Raw genomic sequence first — 20734 nt, 5'->3', positions numbered from 1 at the left:
CGCCCGCACACCCCGCCGGGTAAAGGAGGGGCCTGTAGCTCAATGGTTAGAGCTGGCCGCTCATAACGGCTAGGTTGCGGGTTCGAGTCCTGCCGGGCCCACCATTTTCTCCCGCCGCACAGGCATTTCCCTTGCATCTTGCAACCGATCGCGGTCCATTGGCCGCAGATGGCGGAGGGGAAGCGAATATGGCGAAACGGCGGATCATCATCCTGGGCGGTCTTGCGGTGCTGGCACTGGCCGCGGGAACGGTCGCGGTCCGGACGGCAGGCTTTGCGCCCAAGGATATCGCCGACGGCAGCGACATCCGCCTTGCCGCCGCGCCGCCCTATGATCTTGATGCCGCCGTCGCCCATCTCAGCGCGGCGGCGCAGATCCGCACGATCTCGCATCAGGATCCCGCCGAAAACGAGATTGCCGAATGGGACCGGCTGCATGGCTGGTTGGCGAAGACCTATCCGGCGATGCATCGCGCGATGACGCGCACCATCCTGCCGAACCGGACGCTCATCTATCACTGGCCGGGCAGCGATCCGGCGGCGAAGCCGATCATCGTGATGGCGCATCAGGATGTCGTCCCGGTCACCGAAGGCACCGAGGGCGACTGGAAATACCCGCCTTTCGCCGGGACGATTGCGGAAAATGCGGTGTGGGGCCGCGGTACGGTCGACGACAAGGGATCGCTGATCGGCCTGTTCGAGGCGCTGGAGGCGCTGGCGGTGCAGGGTTTCAAGCCGAAACGCGGCATCTATCTGGTTTCGGGGCATGATGAGGAAGCTGGCGGATCGGGCGCGGTCGCGGCGGCGACGAAGCTCAAGGCCGACGGCGTCCGCGCGCTGTTCACACTCGACGAGGGTAGCGTCGTGCTGCGCGATACGCCGGTGATCAATGGCCCGGCGATCCTGATCGGCGTCGCCGAAAAGGGCTATGCGACGCTCAAGGTCACCGCCAACGCTCCCGGCGGGCACAGTTCGATGCCGCCACCGGAAACGGGGGTGACGACGCTTGCGCGTGCGGTGCTGGCGATCACCGAGAAACCTTTCCCGATCGAGATGCGCGGCCCCGGCGCGGCGATGATCGACGCGCTGGCGGCGCACAAGGGTGGCACGACCAAGATGGCGGTCGCCAACCAGTGGCTGCTCGGCTCGCTCGTCAAGCGCGAGGTGGCGGGTTCCCCCTCGTCGGCGGCCGCCTTCCACACGACCATCGCGCCGACGATGTTGCAGGGGAGCCCGAAGGAGAATGTGCTGCCGCAATCGGCTTCGGCGCTGATCAACTATCGTATCGCGCCGTGGAACAGCTCGGCCGACGTCATGGCGCGCGCCAAGGCCGCGGTCGGCGACGCACCGGTCGACCTCAGCTGGGTCAAACCGCCGAACGAGCCTTCGCGCGTGTCGTCGAGCAGCTCGCCGGGCTGGAAATATGTCGTCGCGGCGGCGCGCGCCGATGCGCCCGACGCCGTGGTTTCGCCCTATCTCGTCGTCGCGGCAACCGACAGCCGCAGCATGGAGCCGATTTCTGACGATGTGTACCGCTTCATGCCGATGCACTTCACGCTCAAGGAAACCGCGATGATCCACGGCACCAACGAACATATGACGATCGACAGCTTTCGCCGCATGATCGATTATTACGCGCGATTGATCGCGACGTCGGCAGGATGACCACGGAGGGAGCGATGCGCGACAGCTAGTCGTCAAGCCCGCGGACGGTGTGGAGCCGCCGGTAAATCCATCTTCCGAGCGTCTTTGATCGTCGCGCGAGATACCGGCCAGGCAAGATCAAACGAAACTGGCTTTCGCCACCGGCGATGAAAATAGCGACGCGGGGAAAAGCGATGAAACGCGGGCTCCATTGATATTCGCTATCGGGAGAGATTTCTTGTGGCATGTCAGAACTCCAGACGAATCTTGGCAGCCCTTCCTGTGCATTATGCTCTGTTTTGCCTGATCATGCCGCGCCATTGATAATTGGGCAGTATGTAGCGGTTACTTTTTCGATCGGCGGCCGTGGATCAAGGCCCGTTTCGCAAAAAGCCGTGTCGATGTCGGACCGCAATTTGCGCACCTCCGCGCGTCGTTTCGTGCCATCGCTGCGATGTAAATCGGCAATATGCCGAAAATGGCGGGAAGTGGTCGGGGAGACAGGATTCGAACCTGCGACATCTTGCTCCCAAAGCAAGCGCGCTACCGGGCTGCGCCACTCCCCGACGCCGTGGGCGCCTTAGACGGCGTCGAAGGGCAAGTCTATACGCTGTGCTCGGCGGGGCCCTTGAGTTCGATCAGATTTCCTTCGGGATCGCGGAAATAGACCGACGGACCTTCGCCTTCGGCGCCGTAACGCGGCCCCGACTGCTCGATCGCGACACCATGACGGGAGAGATGCGCGCGGAGCGCATTTTCGTCGAATGGATGGATAGCGAGGGCGAAATGGTCGAGGTTGCGGCCCTCGCGGCCCGGCGCGGCGCCGCTGGCGGCGCCCAGCTTGCCGTCGATCGTCACCAGATCGATCAGCGAGCGCCCGGCGCGGAGCTGGAACAGCCCGATTTCGGCCTGCGTGCGCTCGTCGCTGCATCCCAGCACGTCATGATAGAAATCGAGCATCGTCGGCAGATCGGAAACGCGCAGGACGACATGGTCGAGGCCCGCCATCGTGAAGGGGATCGTGGTTTCGGACATGCGCATCTCCATCCTCATGCTCGCTGGATGGACGCATGGCGGCGCCCGACCGTTCCGGATGGCGGAAGCCAAACAAAAAAAGACGGCCTTCCCGAAGGAAGGCCGTCCCTTTTCGTTTCAGTCATTGCCCCGAAGGGCTGCGACTTACTTCTTTTCTTCAGCCGGAGCAGCAGCCTTGGCGTCAGCAGCCGGAGCGGCAGCGTCAGCGGCCGGAGCAGCAGCGGCGTCAGCGGCCGGAGCGGCAGCAGCGTCGGCGCCAGCAGCGGCAGCGTCGGCACCAGCAGCGGCGGCGTCGGCGCCAGCAGCAGCGGCGTCAGCGCCTTCTTCCGCAACAGCTTCAGCAGCCGGGGCGTCGGTGGTGGCTTCTTCAGCAGCCTTTTCACCGCAAGCGGCGAGGGCGAACATGCTGGCAGCAACGGCGATAGCAGCAAACTTCTTCATGATGTGTGGGCTCCCTAAAATGCCTTTCCGCGTCCGGGAAAACTTCCCGTACCGCGAGCGGCGGGATTTAGCCGTTCCGCATGAATCGTCAACAAAAATAATTGAGATGGCTGGCGGGCTCGGAATTCTGTCATTTAGTTGAAACGTTCATGGCAACTCGGCATCGCTGCTGTTGGCGAGAATCGCCAAAACTGCCGTCCAGACCACGACATTCTGCCGCAATTGGGCGGGATCGACCTTGTCGAGCGTGTCGTCGGGCGTGTGGTGCAGGTCGAAGTAACGTGTGCCATCCTGTTGCAGGTCGATCGCGGGGACGCCCGCCGCGATCAGGGCGCCGACATCGGCGCCGCCGCCGGCGGGATGCTGGCCGAGGGTGACCCCGAACGGTGCGACGGCGAGGGCGATGCGATGCGAGAGCTCCTTGGCGCTGTCGGGCAGCTTGAAGTCGACCCGCCAAATCCGGTCGGCGCCGAAATCGGATTCCATCGCCACCGCGTGTTTTTCTTTCCCGTGCGCCTCGAAATAGGCCTTGCCGCCGAACACGCCGACCTCTTCGGCGCCCGCCCACAGCAGTCGGATCGTACGGCGCGGCTGGCCGGCGCTCATCACATGTTTCGCGGCGGCGGTAATGATGCCGCAGCCCGCAGCATCGTCGATCGCGCCGGTGCCCTGGTCCCAGCTATCGAGATGGCAGGCGATGATGACCGGGCTCGCAGCAGGATCGCTGCCCGCTACTTCGGCGATGACATTGCCCGAATGTTTCGTGCCGAGGTTCTGCGGTGTCAGGACCAGCTTCATGCGAAGCGGCTCTGCATCGTCATTCGCGGTGGCGGAGTTGGGGATGAGGCGCTGCGCGCGCTGCCATTGCCGTACCAACTGGTCGGCGTCGGGGTTCGACAGGGCGCCGGCGGGGATCGGCGTCACGCCCGCCTCGAAATTGGTCCCGCCGGTGTGCGGCACCCGGTGGCTGTCGGTGCCGATCGAGCGGATCACGACTGCGACCGCGCCCTTCTTCGCCGCGACATTGGCGCCCGTAAAGCGCGCCCGGCCATATTGGCCATAGCCGCTGCCATCCTGCGCCGCCTTCATCTGATGGTCGATGAAGACGATCTTGCCTTTTACTCGCCCGGAAGGGGCGGCGACCAGCTCGTCATAGGTCGCGAAATAGGCGATCTCACCTTCGATTCCCTTCGGTCCGGTCGAAGCGCTGTTGCCGAGCGCGGCGATCGCCAGCTTCTGGGGCAGGAAAGGGCCGATCAACGACGCTTCTTCCGCGCCGCGGACCCAGACCGGCATATCGAACTGCTCTTCGCGGACGTTGGCGAAACCTATCGATTGCAGCCGCGCGACGGCCCAGCGCCGCGCCGCGGCTTCCGCCTCGGTGCCGGCCATGCGCGGGCCGATCTCGGTCGTCAGATCCTCGGTGATGGACCATGCGATGTCGTCGCCGCGCTGCGCCAGATCGACCGCTGTCGTTGGCGGCGGAAGCGAGGCGGAAGCGCTGGCGGTGGTCAAGAGAAGGGCGGTAATCCCGGCAAGGCGGGCAAAGGAAGGCATAGTTTTCATGCCGCTGTCGTAACGGCCCGACCCGCGGGCGCAAGCGCCGATTGCCAAGCCCGCGCCCATTCGCTAACCGGCGCCCAACTCTTCCGGCCGCGCATCTGTGGCCCAGCCCATACCGGAGCATTTCCATGGCCGCCCAATATAGTTTCGTGATGAAGGGTCTGAACAAGACCTATCCCGGCGCGCAGAAGCCGACGCTGAAGGATCTCAGCCTGCAATTCTATCCCGATGCCAAGATCGGCATCGTCGGACCGAACGGCACGGGTAAGTCGACGCTGATGAAAATCATGGCAGGCATCGATACCGAGTTCACGGGAGAAGCCTGGCCGGGTGAGGGGATCACCGTTGGTTATCTGGCGCAGGAGCCCGAGCTCGATCCGGCCAAGACGGTCAAGGAAAATGTCATGGACGGCGTCCGCGGCGTCGCCGACATGATGGACCGCTTCAACGAGATCAGCACGCTGATGGCCGATCCGCCCGAAGATGCCGATTTCGAGGCGCTCATGGAAGAAATGGGCACGCTTCAGGAAAAAATCGACGCGGTCGACGGCTGGACGCTCGACAACCAGCTCGAAATCGCGATGGAGGCCCTCCGCTGCCCGCCGGGCGACTGGAGCGTCGAGAATCTGTCAGGCGGCGAAAAGCGCCGCATCGCGCTCACCCGCCTGCTGCTCGAAAAACCCTCGATCCTGCTGCTCGACGAACCGACCAACCACCTCGACGCGGAAAGCGTCGCCTGGCTCGAAAAGCATCTCGTCGACTATCCGGGCAACGTCATCCTCGTCACCCACGATCGTTATTTCCTCGACAATGTCGTGAACTGGATCCTCGAACTCGATCGCGGCCGCTATTTCGTCTACGAAGGCAATTATTCGACCTACCTCGAAAAGAAGGGCAAGCGCCTCGAACAGGAAGCGCGCGAGGACGCCGGCCGCCAGAAGGCGATCAAGGACGAGCTCGAGTGGATCCGGCAGTCGCCCAAGGCCCGGCAGGCCAAGTCGAAGGCGCGTATCAAGAGCTTCGACCAGCTCGTCGAGGCACAGGAAAAGCGCATCCCGGGCAAAGCACAGATCGTCATTCAGGTTCCCGAGCGTCTCGGCGGCAAGGTCATCGAGGTCGAGGGCATCTCGAAAGCCTATGGCGACAAGCTGCTCTTCGAAAACCTCAACTTTTCGCTCCCGCCCGGCGGCATCGTCGGCGTGATCGGGCCGAACGGCGCGGGTAAATCGACGCTGTTCAAGCTGATCACCGGACAGGAAACCCCCGACAGCGGCAAGGTGACGATCGGCGACACCGTCCGCCTCGGCTTCGTCGACCAGAGCCGCGACGATTTGAAGCCCGACAATAATGTTTGGCAGGAAATCTCCGGCGGGCACGAGCTGATGAACATCGGCAAGCACGAGATGCAGACGCGCGCCTATGTGGGCGCCTTCAACTTCAAGGGCGTCGACCAGCAGAAGAAGGTCGGCCAGCTGTCGGGCGGTGAGCGCAACCGCGTCCATATGGCAAAGATGCTGAAGCAGGGCGGCAACGTGTTGCTGCTCGACGAACCGACCAACGACCTCGACACCGAAACGCTCGCGGCGCTCGAGGAAGCGCTCGAAAATTTCGCGGGTTGCGCGGTGGTCATCAGCCACGACCGCTTCTTCCTCGACCGCCTCGCGACGCACATCCTCGCGTTCGAGGGCGACAGCCATGTCGAATGGTTCGAAGGCAATTTCGAATCCTATGAGGAGGACAAGATCCGCCGCCTCGGCGACGATGCGACGCGCCCGCACGCGACGTCGTACAAGAAGCTGACGCGCTGATCTCGATGGCGGGGGAGGCGGCTCCGACCTCGGTGCCCATATCGTCGGGCGCGATCCGCCTGGATGCGGACGCGCTCAACGCCTTTATGGCGGAGGCCTTCCCGCAGTCGGAACCCGGCTCGCGCGGTCACGTCGTGTCGGCCGCTCCGGGGCATATCCGGGCGCGGCTCGATCCCACCGACAAGGCGCTGCGCCCCGGCGGGCTGATCTCGGGGCCGACGCAGATGGGTTTTGCCGACATGGCCGCCTATGCGCTCGTCCTCGCGCATATCGGTCCGGTTGCAATGGCGGTGACCAGCGCGCTCAATTACCAGTTCCTGCGGCCGTGCCGTCCCGGACCGCTGTTTGCCGACGCGCATCTGTTGCGGCTCGGCAAGCGGCTCGCGGTGATGGATATCCGCATCTGGACCGACGACGCCGACAAGCCGGTGGGTCAGGCGAACGTCACTTACGCGATTCCCTGACAGTGTGGCCCCGGACCTGCTAGGTATCGGGCATGAGCAACAAAGCACACCGCGGCGCCACCGGTCTGCGCCAGTTTCTGGGTCTCGACGAGCAGCAGGACTGGATCGAGGGCAAAGCCGATCTGGGCGATGCCGATGCGCGTTCGGAGTCGCTCGAACAACGGTTCAAATATGCCGCGCGGGTCGAAAAGCTGCTGCGGCGCCCGCAGGCGCAGGAGGTTCTGGACATTCTCGGCCGCTATGGCGCGACTTGCATCCCGATGCCGCGCCGGACCGAACGCGAATATTGGTCGGTTTCGTGCCTGCCCTCGACCTCCGACAAGCCCTTGGTCCGCGTCAATGCGAGCTGGATGGAACTGTTCACCCTCTATGCGGACGGCGAAGGCGTCCGATCGCGCTTCATCGTCCACCTGTCGGATTTCACCGATGACGGCTCGGTGATGCAGGACCGTCTCGACGAGGCGTTTCTGGAGGGGGTCGTCGCGGCGCCCGAGGATGTGAGCCATTATTTTCCGCGTGGCGCCGATATATTCATCGTCAACGTGCGTGGCGCCGCATCGACCCGCCGCTTCATGGGCTCCGATCGAGTGCTGCGTGCCATCCGGAGGTTCAATCTGACGCACATGAACCGGGGTCGGAACGCGTATCAGGCGAGCCATTGCTATGGCATCGCCGATTATATGATCGGCGATTGAGGTCGATTTCGGCCGATCTCAGCCTTCTCCTTCTCCGTCATCCCGGACTTGATCCGGGATCCAGGCAACTGCCGTAGTCATGGATCCCGGATCAAGTCCGGGATGACGAAGGTGGGTTGAGCCAAAAGTCCCCGGTCAGAACTGGATCATGATCCGCCGAGCAAGCGCCGGCGATATGCTGTGGACGAACTGGAGCAGCTTCACCATCCCGGCGTTGACCTCGCGCTTGCCGGTGCGGATGCCGTGGACGATCTCGGCCGCGCAATCATGCGCGCTCATCTTCTTGCCGGCGCGTGCGGCGGTCATGTTGGTTTCGACGACCGGCGGCAGCGCCTCGATGACGCGGACGTTGCCGTCCTTGAGCAGGTGGCGGATCGCCTGCGTATAGCTGCGGAGGCCTGCCTTGGTCGCGCAATAGATCGAACCGCCTGCACGCGGCGCGATGGCAAGGCCCGAGGTGACGTTGATGATGGCGGCTTCGGGCTGCGCGCGCAGGGTCGGCAACAGCCGCGTGCAAAGCGCGACCGGCGCGTCGAGATTGGTACGGATGCACTCTGCGGCGCTGGCAAGCGAGGCTGGATCGTCGAGTTCATATTCGCTGCCGACCCCGGCGTTGTTGACGAGGAGGGCGAGCGGCTTGCCCGCGACGCCATCGACGACCGCATCGACCCCGGCGGGCGTCGACAGGTCGCCGGCGACCGTCTCGAAACCCAGCGCCGCCATCGCCTGCAATTTTTCCACCGAGCGCCCGGTGACGATCACCTGCGCGCCCGCGGCCTGCAGTTGCAGCGCGATTTCGCGCCCGATTCCGTCGCTGCCGCCCGTTACGAGCGCCAGCTTGCCGCGAACATCCATAAGACCCCTCCTATGTCGTTTTACCTCCGACACTATGGCGAGGCGGATCGCCTTCGCCTACATGCAAAATCATGGTTCGCCCGAATGCTCCCGACCGATTCAACGAAGAGAAAGCGACCTATGTCGTCCGCGGCGGCGGCGAGGAGGGCGACAAGCCCGACCTTGAACGCGGCGCCGAGGCGATCCGTAGCGTCGTGCGCAAATTGCCGGTGCGGCCCGGCGTCTATCGCATGCTCGATGCGCGCGGCGACGTGCTGTACGTGGGCAAGGCGCGGGCGCTGAAAAACCGCGTCACCAACTATACGCAGGTCGCCAAACTGCCGCAGCGGTTGCAGCGCATGGTGTCGCAGACGCGCGCTATGGAGATCATCACGACGACGAGCGAGGCCGAGGCGCTGTTGCTCGAGGCGCAACTGATCAAGCGCTATCGCCCGCCGTACAATGTCCTGCTGCGCGACGACAAAAGCTTTCCGTTCATCCTGCTGCGCATGGATCACGACTTTCCGCGCGTGCAGAAGCATCGCGGGGCGCGGCGCGCCAAGGGACGCTATTACGGACCGTTCGCGAGCGCGGGGTCGGTGGCGCGGACGCTCAACGCGCTGCAAAAGACCTTTCTGCTGCGCAGCTGTACCGACAGCTTCTTCGCCAACCGCTCGCGGCCGTGCCTGCTTTACCAGATCCGCCGCTGTTCGGCGCCGTGCGTCGATCGCATCTCGAAGGAGGATTATGCCGGGCTGGTGAGCGATGCGCAGGATTTCCTCGAAGGCCGCTCGACCGCCGTCCAGAAGCGGCTCGGCGACGCCATGACGCAAGCGGCCGAAGCGATGGACTATGAACAGGCCGCGGTACTGCGCGACCGGCTGAAGTCGCTGACCTTCATTCAGGGCAGCCAGTCGGTCCACGCCGATGGCCTCGGCGATGCCGATGTGTTTGCGCTGGCGGCGAAGGGTGGGCAGCTCTGTATCGCGGGCTTCTTCATCCGCGGCGGGCAGAATTGGGGGCATCGCAGTTTCTTCCCCGCGCACGTGTCGGGTGTGCCCGAGGAAGAGGTGCTCGAAAGCTTCCTGATGCAGTTTTACGAGGGCGTCCCGCCGCCGAAACTGATCCTCGTCGACCGCGAACCCGCCGAATGCGCGTTGCTGGCGGAGGCGCTGGGCGCGGTGGCCGAGCGCAAGATCGAGATCAGCGTGCCGCAGCGTGGCAACCGTCGTCGTCTGCTTGAACAGGCTGTCCGCAACGCGGGTGAAGAACTCGACCGGCGGCTCGCGGAAAGCAGCTCGCAGGCGAAGCTGGGGCGCGAACTCGCCGACCTGTTCGATCTCGACGAGCCGCCACAGCGCATCGAAATCTACGACAACAGCCATATCCAGGGCACCAATGCGCTCGGCGCGATGGTCGTTGCCGGACCGGAGGGCTGGATCAAGGGCGCGTACCGCAAGTTCAATATCAAGCGCGCCGAGACGCAACCGGGCGACGATTTCGCGATGATGCGCGAAGTGTTCCAGCGCCGCTTTGCGCGTGCGATCGAGGAAGACCCCGAGCGGACGAAGGGCGAATGGCCCGATCTGGTGCTGATCGACGGCGGCAAGGGGCAGGTATCGGCGGTGTCGGCGGTGTTTGCCGAACTGGGGATCGACGATCTGCCCTACATCGGCGTCGCCAAGGGCCCCGACCGCAACGCAGGACGCGAGACCTTTTACCACCCCGACGGGCGCGAATTCACCCTGCCGCCGAACAATGCGGTGCTTTTCTACATCCAGCGGCTGCGCGACGAGGCGCATCGTTTCGCGATCGGCGCGCATCGGCAGAAGCGCGCGAAGGCGATGGGCTCGTCGCCGCTCGACGAGGTGCCGGGGATCGGGCCGTCGCGCAAGAAGGCGCTGCTGATGCATTTCGGCACCGGGCGTGCCGTCCGCAACGCCAGCCTCGAAGATCTGCGCAAGGCCCCGGGGGTCAGCGCGGCGGTCGCGCAGGCGGTCTATGATTTCTATCATCCGGGGAGCTGACCAATTTTTCGTCATTCCGGCGAAGGCCGGAATCTCGACGGTGCGAAATGATGATAGGGTGAGATCCCGGCCTTCGCCGGGATGACGAAATAGAAGAGGAATGGCCATGGATTTCGCGGCGATGATGCCGCTGGCGGGAACGCTGGGGGTGATGATCCACGAAGGCAGCAAGGAACGCGTCGCCGGCAAGCTGCTGGTGCAGCCCGAAATCTGCACCGCGGGCAACATCGTCCATGGCGGCGCGATCATGGCCTTTGCCGACTGCCTCGGCGCGGTCGGCGCCTTCCTGACCCTGCCCGAGGGCGCGAGCGGCACAACGACGATCGAGAGCAAGACCAATTTCCTTGGCGCCGGGCCGGTGGGCGCGATGCTGGTCGGTGAAGCGACGCCGGTGAAAATCGGCAAGCGCGTGTCGGTATGGCAGACGCGCATCCGTACCGAAGAGGGCGCCGAGGTCGCGCTGGTGACGCAAACGCAGATGGTGCTTTGGCCAGCCTGACCGCCGAAGCCATCGTTTGCGCGGTGCGCACTCATGGCGAGCATGGCGCGATCGTGCGGGCGCTGACCGCCGAGGCGGGGCTGGTTGCGGGCTATGTGCGCGGCGGACGGTCGCGGCGGGTGCGGCCGATTCTGGTGCCGGGCAATCTGGTCGCGCTCGAATTGCGCGCGCGGACCGAGGAGCAACTGGCCGGCGCAACGGCGGAGCTGCTTGCGAGCCGGGCGCCGCTGCTCGCCGAGCCGCTGGCGGCGGCGGCGATCGACTGGCTGACCAGCGTGACGGCGGCGATCCTTCCCGAAAGCCAGCCTTATCCGGCGCTTTACGCGGCATTGTCGGCGGTGCTCGACGCGATCGGCGTCGCGGCGTCGGCGCGGCAATGGGCGGCGGCGCTGGCGCGATACGAACTGCTGCTGCTCGCCGAACTCGGTTTCGGGCTCAATCTCGACGAATGCGTGGTGACCGGTACAGCCGATAATCTGGCGTTCGTCAGCCCGAAGTCGGGCGGGGCGGTGAGTGTCGGCGCAGCGGCCGGTTATGAACAAAGGCTGCTCCGCCTGCCGCCCTTTTTGCGCGGCGCGGATGCTGCTCCGTCGCTCGCCGATGTGATCGATGGCCTGATCATTACGGGCCTCTTTCTCGACCGCGATTTGCTCGAAGGCCGCAACCGCGACCTGCTTGCCGTAAGGGCACGTTTGATCAACCGCCTCAACAGGGCGGTTGCGTGACTCGCCGTCGCTCCCTAAGCGGCTGGCGAGATACGAAAGGGCGAAGCGTTGAATATCCTGTTGCTGGCCGGGGACGGCATTGGTCCGGAAATCATGGCGGAGGCCGAAAAGGTCCTTGCAGCGCTGGCGCTGCCGGTAACGCTTGATCGCGCACTGGTCGGCGGGGCGGCCTATGCAGCGACTGGTCATCCGCTGCCGGCGGAAACGCTGGCAAAGGCCAAGGCGGCCGACGGCATCCTGTTCGGCGCGGTCGGCGACCCGCGTTTCGACAATGTCGAGCGCCATCTGCGTCCCGAACAGGCGATCCTCGGCCTGCGCTCCGAACTCGGCCTGTTCGCCAATCTTCGCCCGGCGAAGCTGTTTGCCGGTCTCGAAGACAGCTCGGCGCTGCGTCCCGAGGTTGCCTCGGCGATCGACCTGCTGATCGTCCGCGAACTCAACGGCGACGTCTATTTCGGCGAAAAGGGCACGCGCAAGACCGCGAGCGGCGAGCGCGAGGGTTATGACATCATGTCGTACAGCGAGAGCGAAGTGCGGCGCATCGCGCATGTCGCCTTCCGCGCCGCGCAGGGGCGGGCGAAGCGGCTGTGCTCGGTCGACAAGGCCAATGTCCTCGAAACCTCACAGCTCTGGCGAGATGTGGTGATCGAGGTCGCGGCCGAATATCCCGATGTGGCGCTCAGCCATATGTATGTCGACAATGCCGCGATGCAGCTGGTCCGCAATCCGGGCCAGTTCGACGTCGTCGTCACCGGCAATCTGTTCGGCGACATCTTGTCCGATCAGGCGTCGATGTGCGTCGGATCGATCGGCTTGCTCGCTTCGGCCTCGCTCAGCGAAGGCAAGCAGGGGCTGTACGAGCCGATCCACGGCAGCGCACCCGACATCGCCGGCAAGGGCATCGCCAATCCGCTAGCGATGATCCTGTCGCTCGCGATGCTGCTCCGCCATTCGGGCGACGACGAAGCGAGCGCGGCGCGGATCGAGGCGGCAGTGGCAAAGGTCCTCGCCGATGGATGCCGCGGCGCCGATCTCGGCGGTACTATGGGCACGGCGGCGCTGGGCGATGCGGTCGTGGCAGCTTTGAACGGGTGACGAGATGAAGAAGACGACGGGTTTCGATCGCAACAAGACGAAGAGCTGGCATCCCGCGACGCAGGCGGTGCGCGGCGGGACGTGGCGCAGCGAGCATGGTGAGACGTCGGAAGCGCTCTTCCTGAGCTCCGGCTTTACCTATGAAAGTGCCGAAGAGGTCGCGGCGCGCTTTGCCGGCGAAGCGCAGGGCATGACCTATTCGCGGTTGCAGAACCCGACCGTCGCGATGCTCGAGGAACGTATCGCGCTGATGGAAGGCGCCGAAGCATGCCGCGCGCAGGCGACGGGCATGGCGGCGATGACGACCGCCCTGCTGTGCCAGCTATCGGCGGGCGACCATATCGTTGCCGCGAAGGCGGCGTTCGGCTCGTGCCGCTGGCTTGTCGACCATCTTTGCCCGCGCTTCGGGATCGAGACGACAGTCATCGACGGGCGTGACAATGACGCGTGGGAAAAGGCGATCCGGCCGAACACCAAGGTCTTCTTCTTCGAAACTCCGGCAAATCCGACGATGGATATCGTCGACATGAAGCATGTGTGCGGAGTGGCGAAGGCGCATGGGATCACCAGCGTCGTCGACAATGCCTTTGCGACCGCGGTGCTCCAGCGGCCGATGGATTTCGGCGCCGATGTCGTCGCCTATTCGGCAACGAAGCTGATGGACGGGCAGGGGCGGGTGCTCGCCGGCGCGGTGTGCGGGAGTGAAAAGTTCATCAACGACGTGCTGCTGCCGTTTCAGCGCAACACCGGACCGAACCTGTCGCCGTTCAATGCGTGGGTGGTGCTCAAGGGGCTCGAAACGTTAGACCTCCGCGCACGGCGTCAGTCCGAAAATGCGCTCGCGGTCGGGAAAGCGATCGAAGGCCGTGTCGCGCGGATGCTGCATCCGGGGCTGGCCAGCCATCCGCAGCACAATCTGGCGAAAAGCCAGATGGAAGCCTGCGGGCCGATCTTCTCCTTCATCCTCGATGGTGGCCGCGAGCAGGCGATGATGTTCCTCAACGCGCTCGAACTCGTCGACATCAGCAACAATATCGGCGATTCGCGCAGCCTCTGCTGCCATCCGGCGTCGACGACCCATTATGGCGTCAGCGCCGAGGCGCGCGCCGACATGGGGGTCGTCGAGGGCATGCTGCGGATCAATATCGGGCTCGAGGATCCGCGCGACGTCATCGCCGATCTGGAGCAGGCATTGACCAAGGTCGGGCTTTAGGCGACTTTGGCGCGGTGATGATCGACTCCTTCTTCCCATTTGCCGCGACCACGGGGTCGATCACCGTCCGCGTGTCGGTCAGCTACCTGCCCGAACAGTCGCACCCGGCGTTGGGACGCTGGTTCTGGGCTTATCATGTCCGGGTCGAAAATCACGGCGACGTGGCGGTGCAACTGTTGACGCGGCACTGGCGGATCAGCGACGGGCGCGGCCAGATCAGCGAAGTCGAGGGCGAAGGCGTCGTCGGTGAACAGCCGCTGATCGCGCCGGGCGGCGCGTTCGACTATGTCTCGGGCTGTCCGCTGCCGACGCCCGAAGGATCGATGGTGGGAAGCTATATGATGGAAATGGGTGACGGTTCGGAAATGCTGGTCGCCATTCCGCATTTCCCGCTCGTGGCGCCTGCGACCGCGTCATGAAGCGTACCCACCTGCCGCTCAACGCGCTTCGCGTTTTCGATGCCGCTGCCCGGCACCTGAGCTTCACGCGCGCTGCCGACGAACTGGCGGTGACGCCTGCTGCGGTCGGCCAGCAGATTCGCGCCCTTGAGGATATGCTCGGGGTAGTGCTGTTCCGGCGGACCCCGAAAGGGCTGGAACTGACGGGAGAAGCGAACGCCGGGCTCGATGCGCTGCGCCAGGGCTTTTTGCAGTTCGAGGAATCGGTGCGCGCGATGCAGGCGGGGCAGTCTTCGCAGTCGCTGACGATCGCCGCGCCGCGCGACCTGACCGCCAAATGGCTGGCGCCGCGGCTGGCCCGCTACAGCCAGCAGGCGCCCGACGTGCGCTTTACCCTGGTTTCTGCCGACGCCGGGATCGACTTCACCGAAGCGAACCTCGACCTCGCGATTTTCTGGACCGACGGTGCGGGCGACCATGAGGGCGTGCCGCTGGCCGATGCGATGATGGTGACGGTCGCAGGCCCCGGCAGCGGTAGCGACACGCGCATCGCATGGCCCGGGTGCCCGGTGGAGGATGGCGAGCCGGCGCTGCGGCTCGGCGATGCCGGGCTGGCGATCGATGCTGCGGCGAACGGGCTGGGGCAGGCGAATGTCCCGGCGATGCTCGCCGAGGCGGATATCGCGGCGGGCCGGGTGCGGCTGGTGCAGGAACCCTTTGCGGTCAAACGCGGCTATTGGCTGGTTGCGCCAACGCCGCAGTGGCGGCAGGCGAAGGTCAAGGCGCTGGTGGCGGCGCTGACCGCCTGACGCCTATTTCGCGGCGAGCGCCAGCAGCCGCGTGACGAGGCCGACCATCTTCTCCGTGTCGAGGTTGGCCTTCGGATCGTTCCAGCTCGCCGTCACGACGAACCATTTGCCATCGGCCTTGCGCTCGCCGAGCAGGCTCATCGACAGCACGCCATTCTCCGAGCCGCCCTTGTAACCGAGATAGCGCCACGGTTCCCCGGCGGCGGGGCCGACGCCATTGTTGATGGCGAGCGCCGACATCAGCGTCGTCGAGCGACGCGCTCGCAGGCCGATAAAGGCGCGTGCGATATCGTTCGGGCTGGCGAACCATTCGAGGCTGTCGATGAAGCGCGGGCCGTCGATGAAGCTGACTCCGTCGACGTTGGCGAGGACCAGCCGGTCGCGGTTCGCCTCGATCAGCCCCCGTTGCGCCTTGTCGTCGCCAGCGACGAAGGCGGGGCGAAGATCGCCGAAATTATTGCCCTTGAGGGCAAACGCCTCGACCGTGGTCAGGAAGGGGATGTTGCGCGACGGGTCGCTGTGCCCCGCGGCGCGCATCCGTGCCTCGATGCGTTCGCGGCCGAGAAGGTGGATCAGCGTATCGGTCGCGCCATTGTCGCTGACCGAGATCATCCAGTTGGCGAGCGTCTGGAGGGTGACCGGCGTGTCTTTTGGCCAGTTCGCGGTGCCGGCCGAGGAAAAGCTCAGGTGCGACAGCGGTGCGACATCGCTCCATTTGCGTTCGCCCGCGGCGATCTGCGCCGCGAGTTCGTCGAGGACATAGAGTTTGAAGGTCGATCCGACGGCGAATTGCTTGTCGCTATTTGCCATCGCGAGCGGGCGAATGGCCGCGCCATCGAGTTCGGCGACGAGGAAACCTGTGTTGCCCGGCAAGGCGGCGAGTTCGGCCGCGACGCGATCATAGCTGTCGTCGGCCATCTGGAACCCGGTGAGGCGCAGGCCGATGACGCGCTCGTCGGCATCGGCGCCGACGTCGAGCGTCACGCTGCCGATGCCTTTTTCGAAGCGCAATTGCAGCGTTCCCGACCGGCCGTCCTTCGATGTCGCGCGCTCGACGGCGACCGCGCGGCCATATTGAGCGATCAGGCTGGCGGTCATCGTCTTGAACTGCGTTTCGGGAATGGCCTGCTGGAAAGACGGTGCAAAATAGTCGGCGAAGGCGATCTTGCCATTGAGGAGGTCGACGAGTTCGCCTGCGCGCCGGTCGAATGACGTGGCTTGGGCCGTTCGGGTTTCGGGCGCTTGGGCGACCGCGGGCAGGGGAACGCTGGCGGCACATAACGTCGCTGCGATCAGGCCGTGCCACCGGTTGTGCATAGACAGGCCCTCCTCAGGCGTCGATCGCCGCTTCGTCGAGGCTCGCCGCATTGGCCTGGATGAACTGGAAGCGATGCTCGGGATGCTTGCCCATCAGCCGGTCGACCAGATCCTTGACGAGATGGCGTTCCTCGTATTCCTGCGGCAGCGTGACGCGAAGCATCGAGCGTGTCGCCGGGTCCATCGTCGTTTCTTTCAACTGGTTGGGGTTCATTTCTCCCAAGCCCTTGAAACGGCCGACCTCGACTTTCTTGCCCTTGAACAGCGTCGCCTCGAGCTCGGCGCGATGCTCGTCATCGCGCGCATAGGCCGAGGTGCTGCCCGCGGTCAGCCGATAGAGCGGGGGCTGCGCCAGATAGACATTACCGTTGCGGACGATGTCGGGCATTTCCTGAAAGAAGAAGGTCATGAGCAAAGTCGCGATATGCGCGCCGTCGACGTCGGCATCGGTCATGATCACGATCTTTTCGTAGCGCAGCCGGTCGGCGTCGCAATCCTTGCGCATGCCGCAGCCGAGTGCGAGCGCGAGATCGGCGATTTCCTGATTGGCGCGGATCTTGTCCGCACTGGCGCTGGCGACGTTCAAAATCTTGCCGCGGATCGGCAGGATTGCCTGCGTCTTGCGGTCGCGCGCCTGCTTGGCGCTGCCGCCGGCGCTGTCGCCTTCGACGATAAACAATTCCGTGCCTTCGGGGCCGTTGTTCGCACAGTCGGTGAGCTTTCCGGGGAGGCGGAGCTTGCGTGCGCTCGTCGCGGTCTTGCGCTTGACCTCGCGTTCGGCCTTGCGCTTGAGGCGCTCGTCCATCCGTTCGAGGATCAGGCCAAGCAGCGCGCGGCCGCGATCCATATTGTCCGACAGAAAATGGTCGAAATGGTCGCGCACCGCATTTTCGGTAAAGCGCGCTGCCTCGGGGCTCGACAGCCGGTCCTTGGTCTGGCTCTGGAACTGCGGGTCGCGGATGAACACCGACAGCATCATCTCGCCGCCGTTGAAGACATCCTCGGCGGTGATCTGCGCCGCCTTTTTCTGGCCGATGAGTTCGCCGAATGCCCGCAGGCCCTTGGTCAGCGCGGCGCGCAGCCCGGCTTCATGGGTGCCGCCGGCAGGCGTCGGGATGGTGTTGCAATACCAGCTATATGATCCGTCCGACCATAAAGGCCAAGCGATCGCCCATTCGGCGCGGCCCTGATCGCCGGGGAAATCCTGCCGTCCGACGAAGGGTTCGGCGGTCGCGCATTCGCGGGTGCCAATCTGTTCCTTGAGGTGGTCGGCAAGCCCGCCGGGGAACTGGAACACCGCCTCGGCAGGCGTGTCGTCGCCGATCAGCTCGGGGGCGCATTTCCAGCGGATTTCGACGCCCGCGAACAGATAGGCCTTCGACCGCGCCATGCGATAGAGGCGCTGCGGCTTGAAGCGGCCATGCTCGCCGAAGATTTCGGGATCGGGAACGAAGGAAACGCTGGTGCCACGGCGGTTGGGCGTCGGCCCGAGCTCTTCCAGCGGCGCGAGCGGCGTACCGCGCGAGAAGCGCTGACGGTAAAGCTGCTTGCCGCGCGCGACTTCGATCTCGGTGTCGGTCGACAGTGCGTTGACGACGCTGACCCCGACGCCGTGCAGACCGCCCGACGTCGCATAGGCCTTGCCTTCGAACTTGCCGCCCGAATGGAGCATGGTCAGGATCACTTCGAGCGCCGACTTGCCCGGGAATTTCGGATGCGGGTCGACCGGCATGCCGCGGCCGTTGTCGACGATGGTCAGGCGGTTGCCGACATCGAGCGTCACCTCGATCCGGTTGGCATGGCCCGCGACCGCCTCGTCCATGCTGTTGTCGATCACCTCGGCGGCGAGGTGGTGCAGCGCGCGTTCGTCGGTGCCGCCGATATACATGCCGGGCCGTCGGCGAACGGGTTCGAGCCCTTCGAGCACCTCGATCTGCGAGGCGTTGTAGCTGTCGGTTGCGGGGGCGGAGCTGTCGAACAAATCGTGACTCATATGCTGGCTATAGGGGGCGGGAAAGGCCGCTGGCAAGCGCGGTTTTCAAGGCCTCGGGCATATCTCGCGTCGGGCTCGGTTCATCGCATTTCCGGGTTCGCGGGGAACTTTGGATTGGCGGGGAGGGTTTGGCCCCCGACTGCAAAGTCACCAAAAAGTGGAGTAATAACAATGAAATTCGCTTCTCTCCTCGCCGCTGCGGCGGTCAGCGCGCTGGCCGTTCCCGCCGTGGCACAAGACACAACTGGCGGCGGCCGCGACACCTCGCAGGACTTCAACGGACCCTATATCGCCCTCGGTGGCGGCTACACCGTCCAGGGCAACGACCGCCGCGAAACGCTGGTCTTCGACAATGATCTCGACGGTACTTACGGTGACACCGTGAACACCTCGGGCGGCGCGAATGCCTTCTCGCCGGGCTTCTGTAACGGCGCCGCTACCGGCACCGCCAATCAGGGCTGCCGCAACGACAAGGACGGTCCCGAATATTTCGCGCGCGTCGGCTATGATCGCCGCATGGGTAATTTCGTCGTCGGTGCGGTCCTCGAAGGCGGCCGCAGCGAAGCCCGCGACAGCGTATCGGGCTTTTCGACCACTCCGGCGGCCTACACGATGAGCCGTGAGGCCGACTATCAGGCGGGTGCCCGCCTGCGTGCGGGTTATACGCCCGGCGGCGGCGCGCTTTTCTATGTCACCGGCGGCGGTGCATATGCGCGGCTCGACAACAAGTTCGTGACGACCAACACCGCGAACAGCTTTGCCGACAATGGCAAGACCAACGCCTGGGGCTATTCGGCCGGCGGCGGTGCGGAGATCATGGTCACGAACAACATCGGGCTTGGCCTCGAGTATCTTTACACCGACGTGAAGGACAAGGATTACACGGTGAATGTCGGCCCGGGCACCGCCCCGGCGACCAACCCCTTCCTGATCGAAGCGGGCGGCACCGATATCCAGCGCAGCGATCCGCATTTCCGGACGCACAGCATCCGGGGAACCGTGAGCTTCCGCTTCTGACCTCTTGGGAGCGGGAAGGAGGCGTCGGATCGCAAGATCCGGCGCCTTTCCCTATGCGGCGGCCGGCGCCGCGAAGATCGCGAAATTGCCGTTTGCGCTGCTGACCAGACGGCCTTCCTGATAAAGGCGCGCGTCGACATTGGCGATGCGCTTGCCGCGGTGCAGGACCTCGGCTTCGCAGGTCAGGCGGCCTTCGCCGACGCGGACATGATAGTTGAACTTGATTTCGAGCGTCGCGCACCACTGGTCGTCGCCGAGCATGCTGGTGAGCGCACCGCCCATCGCCGTATCGGCCAGCGAATAGGCGACGCCGCCATGCGCCGCGCCCTGCGGGCTGAAATGGCGCTTGGGCTCGATATCGATCGCCATCGTGCAGCGCCCGTCGCCACGCTCGACCATCTGAAAGCCGAGCATGCGCGCAAATTCGAACTCCTGCCCGAAGGGCTTCACCGGACGCGCGGTCCGCCGAACGGCGGGGGCGGGGGCGGGCGGCGCGTGCCGCGCGGTAGCTGCGCCTGATAGGCGCGGCCGCAATGCTCGACGCAATAGGGGAAGCCCGGGTTCACTGCCTGACCACAGAAGTGGAAATCGGGCTCGCCCGGATGCCCCATCGGCCAGCGGCAGATGCGGTCGTTGAGATCGAGCAGGCTCGTCTTGTCGGCAATCTCCGGGCTCGGCTTCGCGGGCACCAGGCGGCGCGGCGGTGCGGGCGGGATCGGCGCCTGCTGATCACCAGGGCCCTGGCGGATGAAGCCGCCGGGGCCGATCGAGACGATACGCGGGGCGTCGGGCTTCCGCGGTGCGTCGGCATCGGCGGGGACCTCGGCGGCGTCGACCGCGGGCTTGGGTTCGGGGCGCGCCGGAACGACCGGTCGCGGCGCGACAGGCGCTGCCGCACGCGGAGCGGGGGGCGGCGCTGCCGGCTTGGGAGCGGCAGGCTTGGGAGCCTTGGCGACCTTTTCGGTCGCTTTCACGGGCGAAGGCCGCGATTTGAGGCCGAGGCGATGCGCCTTGCCGATCACCGCATTGCGGCTCACGCCGCCGAGTTCGTCGGCGATCTGGCTGGCCGTCAGGCCCTTTTCCCACATGTTGCGCAGGCTTTCGATGCGCTCATCGGTCCATGACATGTTCAATTCCTCATCATTCCACGCCGCGGGC

General features: G+C 65.0%; 20 protein-coding genes and 2 tRNA genes. 13 read left to right on the top strand and 9 right to left on the bottom strand.

Annotated elements, in window-relative coordinates:
* Positions 1–28: 28 nt before the first annotated feature.
* A tRNA-Ile gene (locus V6U71_RS10215) sits at positions 29–104 on the top strand.
* Between the two features lie 84 nt (positions 105–188).
* Entirely contained in the window at positions 189–1664 is a 1476-nt protein-coding gene (locus V6U71_RS10210) for a M20 family peptidase (protein ID WP_411342140.1), read from the top strand.
* 468 nt (positions 1665–2132) lie between these two features.
* On the opposite strand, the gene V6U71_RS10205 is transcribed toward V6U71_RS10210, so the two are convergent.
* The 4 genes from V6U71_RS10205 to V6U71_RS10190 all read right to left on the bottom strand — a co-directional run bounded on the left by V6U71_RS10205 (position 2133) and on the right by V6U71_RS10190 (position 4685).
* A tRNA-Pro gene (locus V6U71_RS10205) sits at positions 2133–2209 on the bottom strand.
* 37 nt (positions 2210–2246) lie between these two features.
* Positions 2247–2678, bottom strand: coding sequence for a VOC family protein (locus tag V6U71_RS10200; RefSeq protein WP_411342139.1), 432 nt, complete (start codon positions 2676–2678; stop codon positions 2247–2249).
* Positions 2679–2692: 14 nt separating this feature from the next.
* Positions 2693–3061 carry a hypothetical protein gene (locus V6U71_RS10195; RefSeq protein WP_411342138.1) on the bottom strand — a complete coding sequence of 123 codons (369 nt, stop codon included), beginning with the start codon at positions 3059–3061 and terminating at the stop codon, positions 2693–2695.
* 205 nt (positions 3062–3266) lie between these two features.
* Positions 3267–4685: a M28 family peptidase gene (locus tag V6U71_RS10190; RefSeq protein WP_411342137.1), complete on the bottom strand. Its 1419-nt coding sequence runs from the start codon at positions 4683–4685 to the stop codon at positions 3267–3269.
* Positions 4686–4810: 125 nt separating this feature from the next.
* Here V6U71_RS10190 and ettA point away from each other — a divergent pair, with 125 nt between their 5' ends.
* From ettA to V6U71_RS10175, 3 genes are read left to right on the top strand one after another with little or no spacing between them, the layout of a single operon-like run.
* Complete coding sequence (gene ettA, locus V6U71_RS10185) at positions 4811–6490, top strand: energy-dependent translational throttle protein EttA (RefSeq protein WP_411342136.1); 1680 nt, start codon at positions 4811–4813, stop codon at positions 6488–6490.
* 32 nt (positions 6491–6522) lie between these two features.
* Entirely contained in the window at positions 6523–6954 is a 432-nt protein-coding gene (locus tag V6U71_RS10180; protein WP_411342135.1) for a PaaI family thioesterase, read from the top strand.
* Positions 6955–6986: 32 nt separating this feature from the next.
* Positions 6987–7649, top strand: coding sequence for a hypothetical protein (locus V6U71_RS10175; RefSeq protein WP_411342134.1), 663 nt, complete (start codon positions 6987–6989; stop codon positions 7647–7649).
* Between the two features lie 135 nt (positions 7650–7784).
* Here V6U71_RS10175 and V6U71_RS10170 read toward each other — a convergent pair whose 3' ends face one another.
* Entirely contained in the window at positions 7785–8504 is a 720-nt protein-coding gene (locus V6U71_RS10170) for an SDR family oxidoreductase (RefSeq protein WP_411342133.1), read from the bottom strand.
* Positions 8505–8575: 71 nt separating this feature from the next.
* Between V6U71_RS10170 and uvrC the strand changes: the two genes are divergently transcribed.
* From uvrC to V6U71_RS10135, 7 genes are all read left to right on the top strand, one after another.
* Entirely contained in the window at positions 8576–10510 is a 1935-nt protein-coding gene (gene uvrC / locus V6U71_RS10165; RefSeq protein ID WP_411342132.1) for an excinuclease ABC subunit UvrC, read from the top strand.
* A 106-nt stretch (positions 10511–10616) separates the two neighbouring features.
* Positions 10617–11009, top strand: coding sequence for a PaaI family thioesterase (locus V6U71_RS10160; RefSeq protein ID WP_054727254.1), 393 nt, complete (start codon positions 10617–10619; stop codon positions 11007–11009).
* Entirely contained in the window at positions 10997–11734 is a 738-nt protein-coding gene (recO, locus tag V6U71_RS10155; RefSeq protein WP_411342131.1) for a DNA repair protein RecO, read from the top strand. The genes V6U71_RS10160 and recO overlap by 13 nt, the downstream gene beginning before the upstream one ends.
* A gap of 93 nt (positions 11735–11827) precedes the next feature.
* Positions 11828–12829 carry a 3-isopropylmalate dehydrogenase gene (leuB, locus tag V6U71_RS10150; protein WP_411342339.1) on the top strand — a complete coding sequence of 334 codons (1002 nt, stop codon included), beginning with the start codon at positions 11828–11830 and terminating at the stop codon, positions 12827–12829.
* A gap of 4 nt (positions 12830–12833) precedes the next feature.
* A complete protein-coding gene (locus V6U71_RS10145) occupies positions 12834–14042 on the top strand; it encodes a trans-sulfuration enzyme family protein (protein ID WP_411342130.1) in 1209 nt (402 codons plus the stop codon).
* 17 nt (positions 14043–14059) lie between these two features.
* Positions 14060–14461, top strand: a complete 402-nt coding sequence (apaG, locus tag V6U71_RS10140) for a Co2+/Mg2+ efflux protein ApaG (RefSeq protein ID WP_411342338.1) — start codon at positions 14060–14062, stop codon at positions 14459–14461.
* Positions 14458–15249 (top strand): LysR substrate-binding domain-containing protein, encoded by a 792-nt coding sequence (locus V6U71_RS10135; protein WP_411342129.1) that lies wholly within the window; start codon positions 14458–14460, stop codon positions 15247–15249. The genes apaG and V6U71_RS10135 overlap by 4 nt, the downstream gene beginning before the upstream one ends.
* A gap of 3 nt (positions 15250–15252) precedes the next feature.
* Here V6U71_RS10135 and V6U71_RS10130 read toward each other — a convergent pair whose 3' ends face one another.
* Positions 15253–16566: a serine hydrolase gene (locus V6U71_RS10130; protein ID WP_411342128.1), complete on the bottom strand. Its 1314-nt coding sequence runs from the start codon at positions 16564–16566 to the stop codon at positions 15253–15255.
* Between the two features lie 13 nt (positions 16567–16579).
* Positions 16580–18559, bottom strand: a complete 1980-nt coding sequence (gene parE, locus V6U71_RS10125; RefSeq protein ID WP_411342127.1) for a DNA topoisomerase IV subunit B — start codon at positions 18557–18559, stop codon at positions 16580–16582.
* 171 nt (positions 18560–18730) lie between these two features.
* Here parE and V6U71_RS10120 point away from each other — a divergent pair, with 171 nt between their 5' ends.
* Positions 18731–19576, top strand: a complete 846-nt coding sequence (locus V6U71_RS10120) for an outer membrane protein (protein ID WP_411342126.1) — start codon at positions 18731–18733, stop codon at positions 19574–19576.
* Between the two features lie 51 nt (positions 19577–19627).
* Here the strand turns inward: V6U71_RS10120 and V6U71_RS10115 are convergent, their stop codons facing one another.
* On the bottom strand, positions 19628–20026 hold the full coding sequence (locus V6U71_RS10115; RefSeq protein WP_411342125.1) for a PaaI family thioesterase: 399 nt from the start codon (positions 20024–20026) through the stop codon (positions 19628–19630).
* Positions 20023–20703, bottom strand: a complete 681-nt coding sequence (locus V6U71_RS10110) for a GcrA family cell cycle regulator (protein WP_411342124.1) — start codon at positions 20701–20703, stop codon at positions 20023–20025. The genes V6U71_RS10115 and V6U71_RS10110 overlap by 4 nt, the downstream gene beginning before the upstream one ends.
* Positions 20704–20734 lie beyond the last annotated feature (31 nt).

The sequence above is a fragment of the Sphingopyxis sp. J-6 genome (assembly GCF_046603995.1).
GTDB lineage: Bacteria > Pseudomonadota > Alphaproteobacteria > Sphingomonadales > Sphingomonadaceae > Sphingopyxis.
Note: the sequence above shows the minus strand (reverse complement) of the source record. Positions and strands in the feature narration are given on the sequence as shown.

What these genes read in the sequence shown, in the direction of transcription:
- V6U71_RS10210 (WP_411342140.1), top strand. Translation starts at nt 189, where the DNA reads ATGGCGAAACGGCGGATCATCATCCTGGGCGGTCTTGCGGTGCTGGCA.
- V6U71_RS10200 (WP_411342139.1), bottom strand. Translation starts at nt 2,678, where the DNA reads ATGTCCGAAACCACGATCCCCTTCACGATGGCGGGCCTCGACCATGTC.
- V6U71_RS10190 (WP_411342137.1), bottom strand. Translation starts at nt 4,685, where the DNA reads ATGAAAACTATGCCTTCCTTTGCCCGCCTTGCCGGGATTACCGCCCTT.
- ettA (WP_411342136.1), top strand. Translation starts at nt 4,811, where the DNA reads ATGGCCGCCCAATATAGTTTCGTGATGAAGGGTCTGAACAAGACCTAT.
- V6U71_RS10175 (WP_411342134.1), top strand. Translation starts at nt 6,987, where the DNA reads ATGAGCAACAAAGCACACCGCGGCGCCACCGGTCTGCGCCAGTTTCTG.
- V6U71_RS10170 (WP_411342133.1), bottom strand. Translation starts at nt 8,504, where the DNA reads ATGGATGTTCGCGGCAAGCTGGCGCTCGTAACGGGCGGCAGCGACGGA.
- uvrC (WP_411342132.1), top strand. Translation starts at nt 8,576, where the DNA reads ATGGTTCGCCCGAATGCTCCCGACCGATTCAACGAAGAGAAAGCGACC.
- V6U71_RS10160 (WP_054727254.1), top strand. Translation starts at nt 10,617, where the DNA reads ATGGATTTCGCGGCGATGATGCCGCTGGCGGGAACGCTGGGGGTGATG.
- leuB (WP_411342339.1), top strand. Translation starts at nt 11,828, where the DNA reads ATGGCGGAGGCCGAAAAGGTCCTTGCAGCGCTGGCGCTGCCGGTAACG.
- V6U71_RS10145 (WP_411342130.1), top strand. Translation starts at nt 12,834, where the DNA reads ATGAAGAAGACGACGGGTTTCGATCGCAACAAGACGAAGAGCTGGCAT.
- apaG (WP_411342338.1), top strand. Translation starts at nt 14,060, where the DNA reads ATGATCGACTCCTTCTTCCCATTTGCCGCGACCACGGGGTCGATCACC.
- V6U71_RS10135 (WP_411342129.1), top strand. Translation starts at nt 14,458, where the DNA reads ATGAAGCGTACCCACCTGCCGCTCAACGCGCTTCGCGTTTTCGATGCC.
- V6U71_RS10130 (WP_411342128.1), bottom strand. Translation starts at nt 16,566, where the DNA reads ATGCACAACCGGTGGCACGGCCTGATCGCAGCGACGTTATGTGCCGCC.
- parE (WP_411342127.1), bottom strand. Translation starts at nt 18,559, where the DNA reads ATGAGTCACGATTTGTTCGACAGCTCCGCCCCCGCAACCGACAGCTAC.
- V6U71_RS10120 (WP_411342126.1), top strand. Translation starts at nt 18,731, where the DNA reads ATGAAATTCGCTTCTCTCCTCGCCGCTGCGGCGGTCAGCGCGCTGGCC.
- V6U71_RS10110 (WP_411342124.1), bottom strand. Translation starts at nt 20,703, where the DNA reads ATGTCATGGACCGATGAGCGCATCGAAAGCCTGCGCAACATGTGGGAA.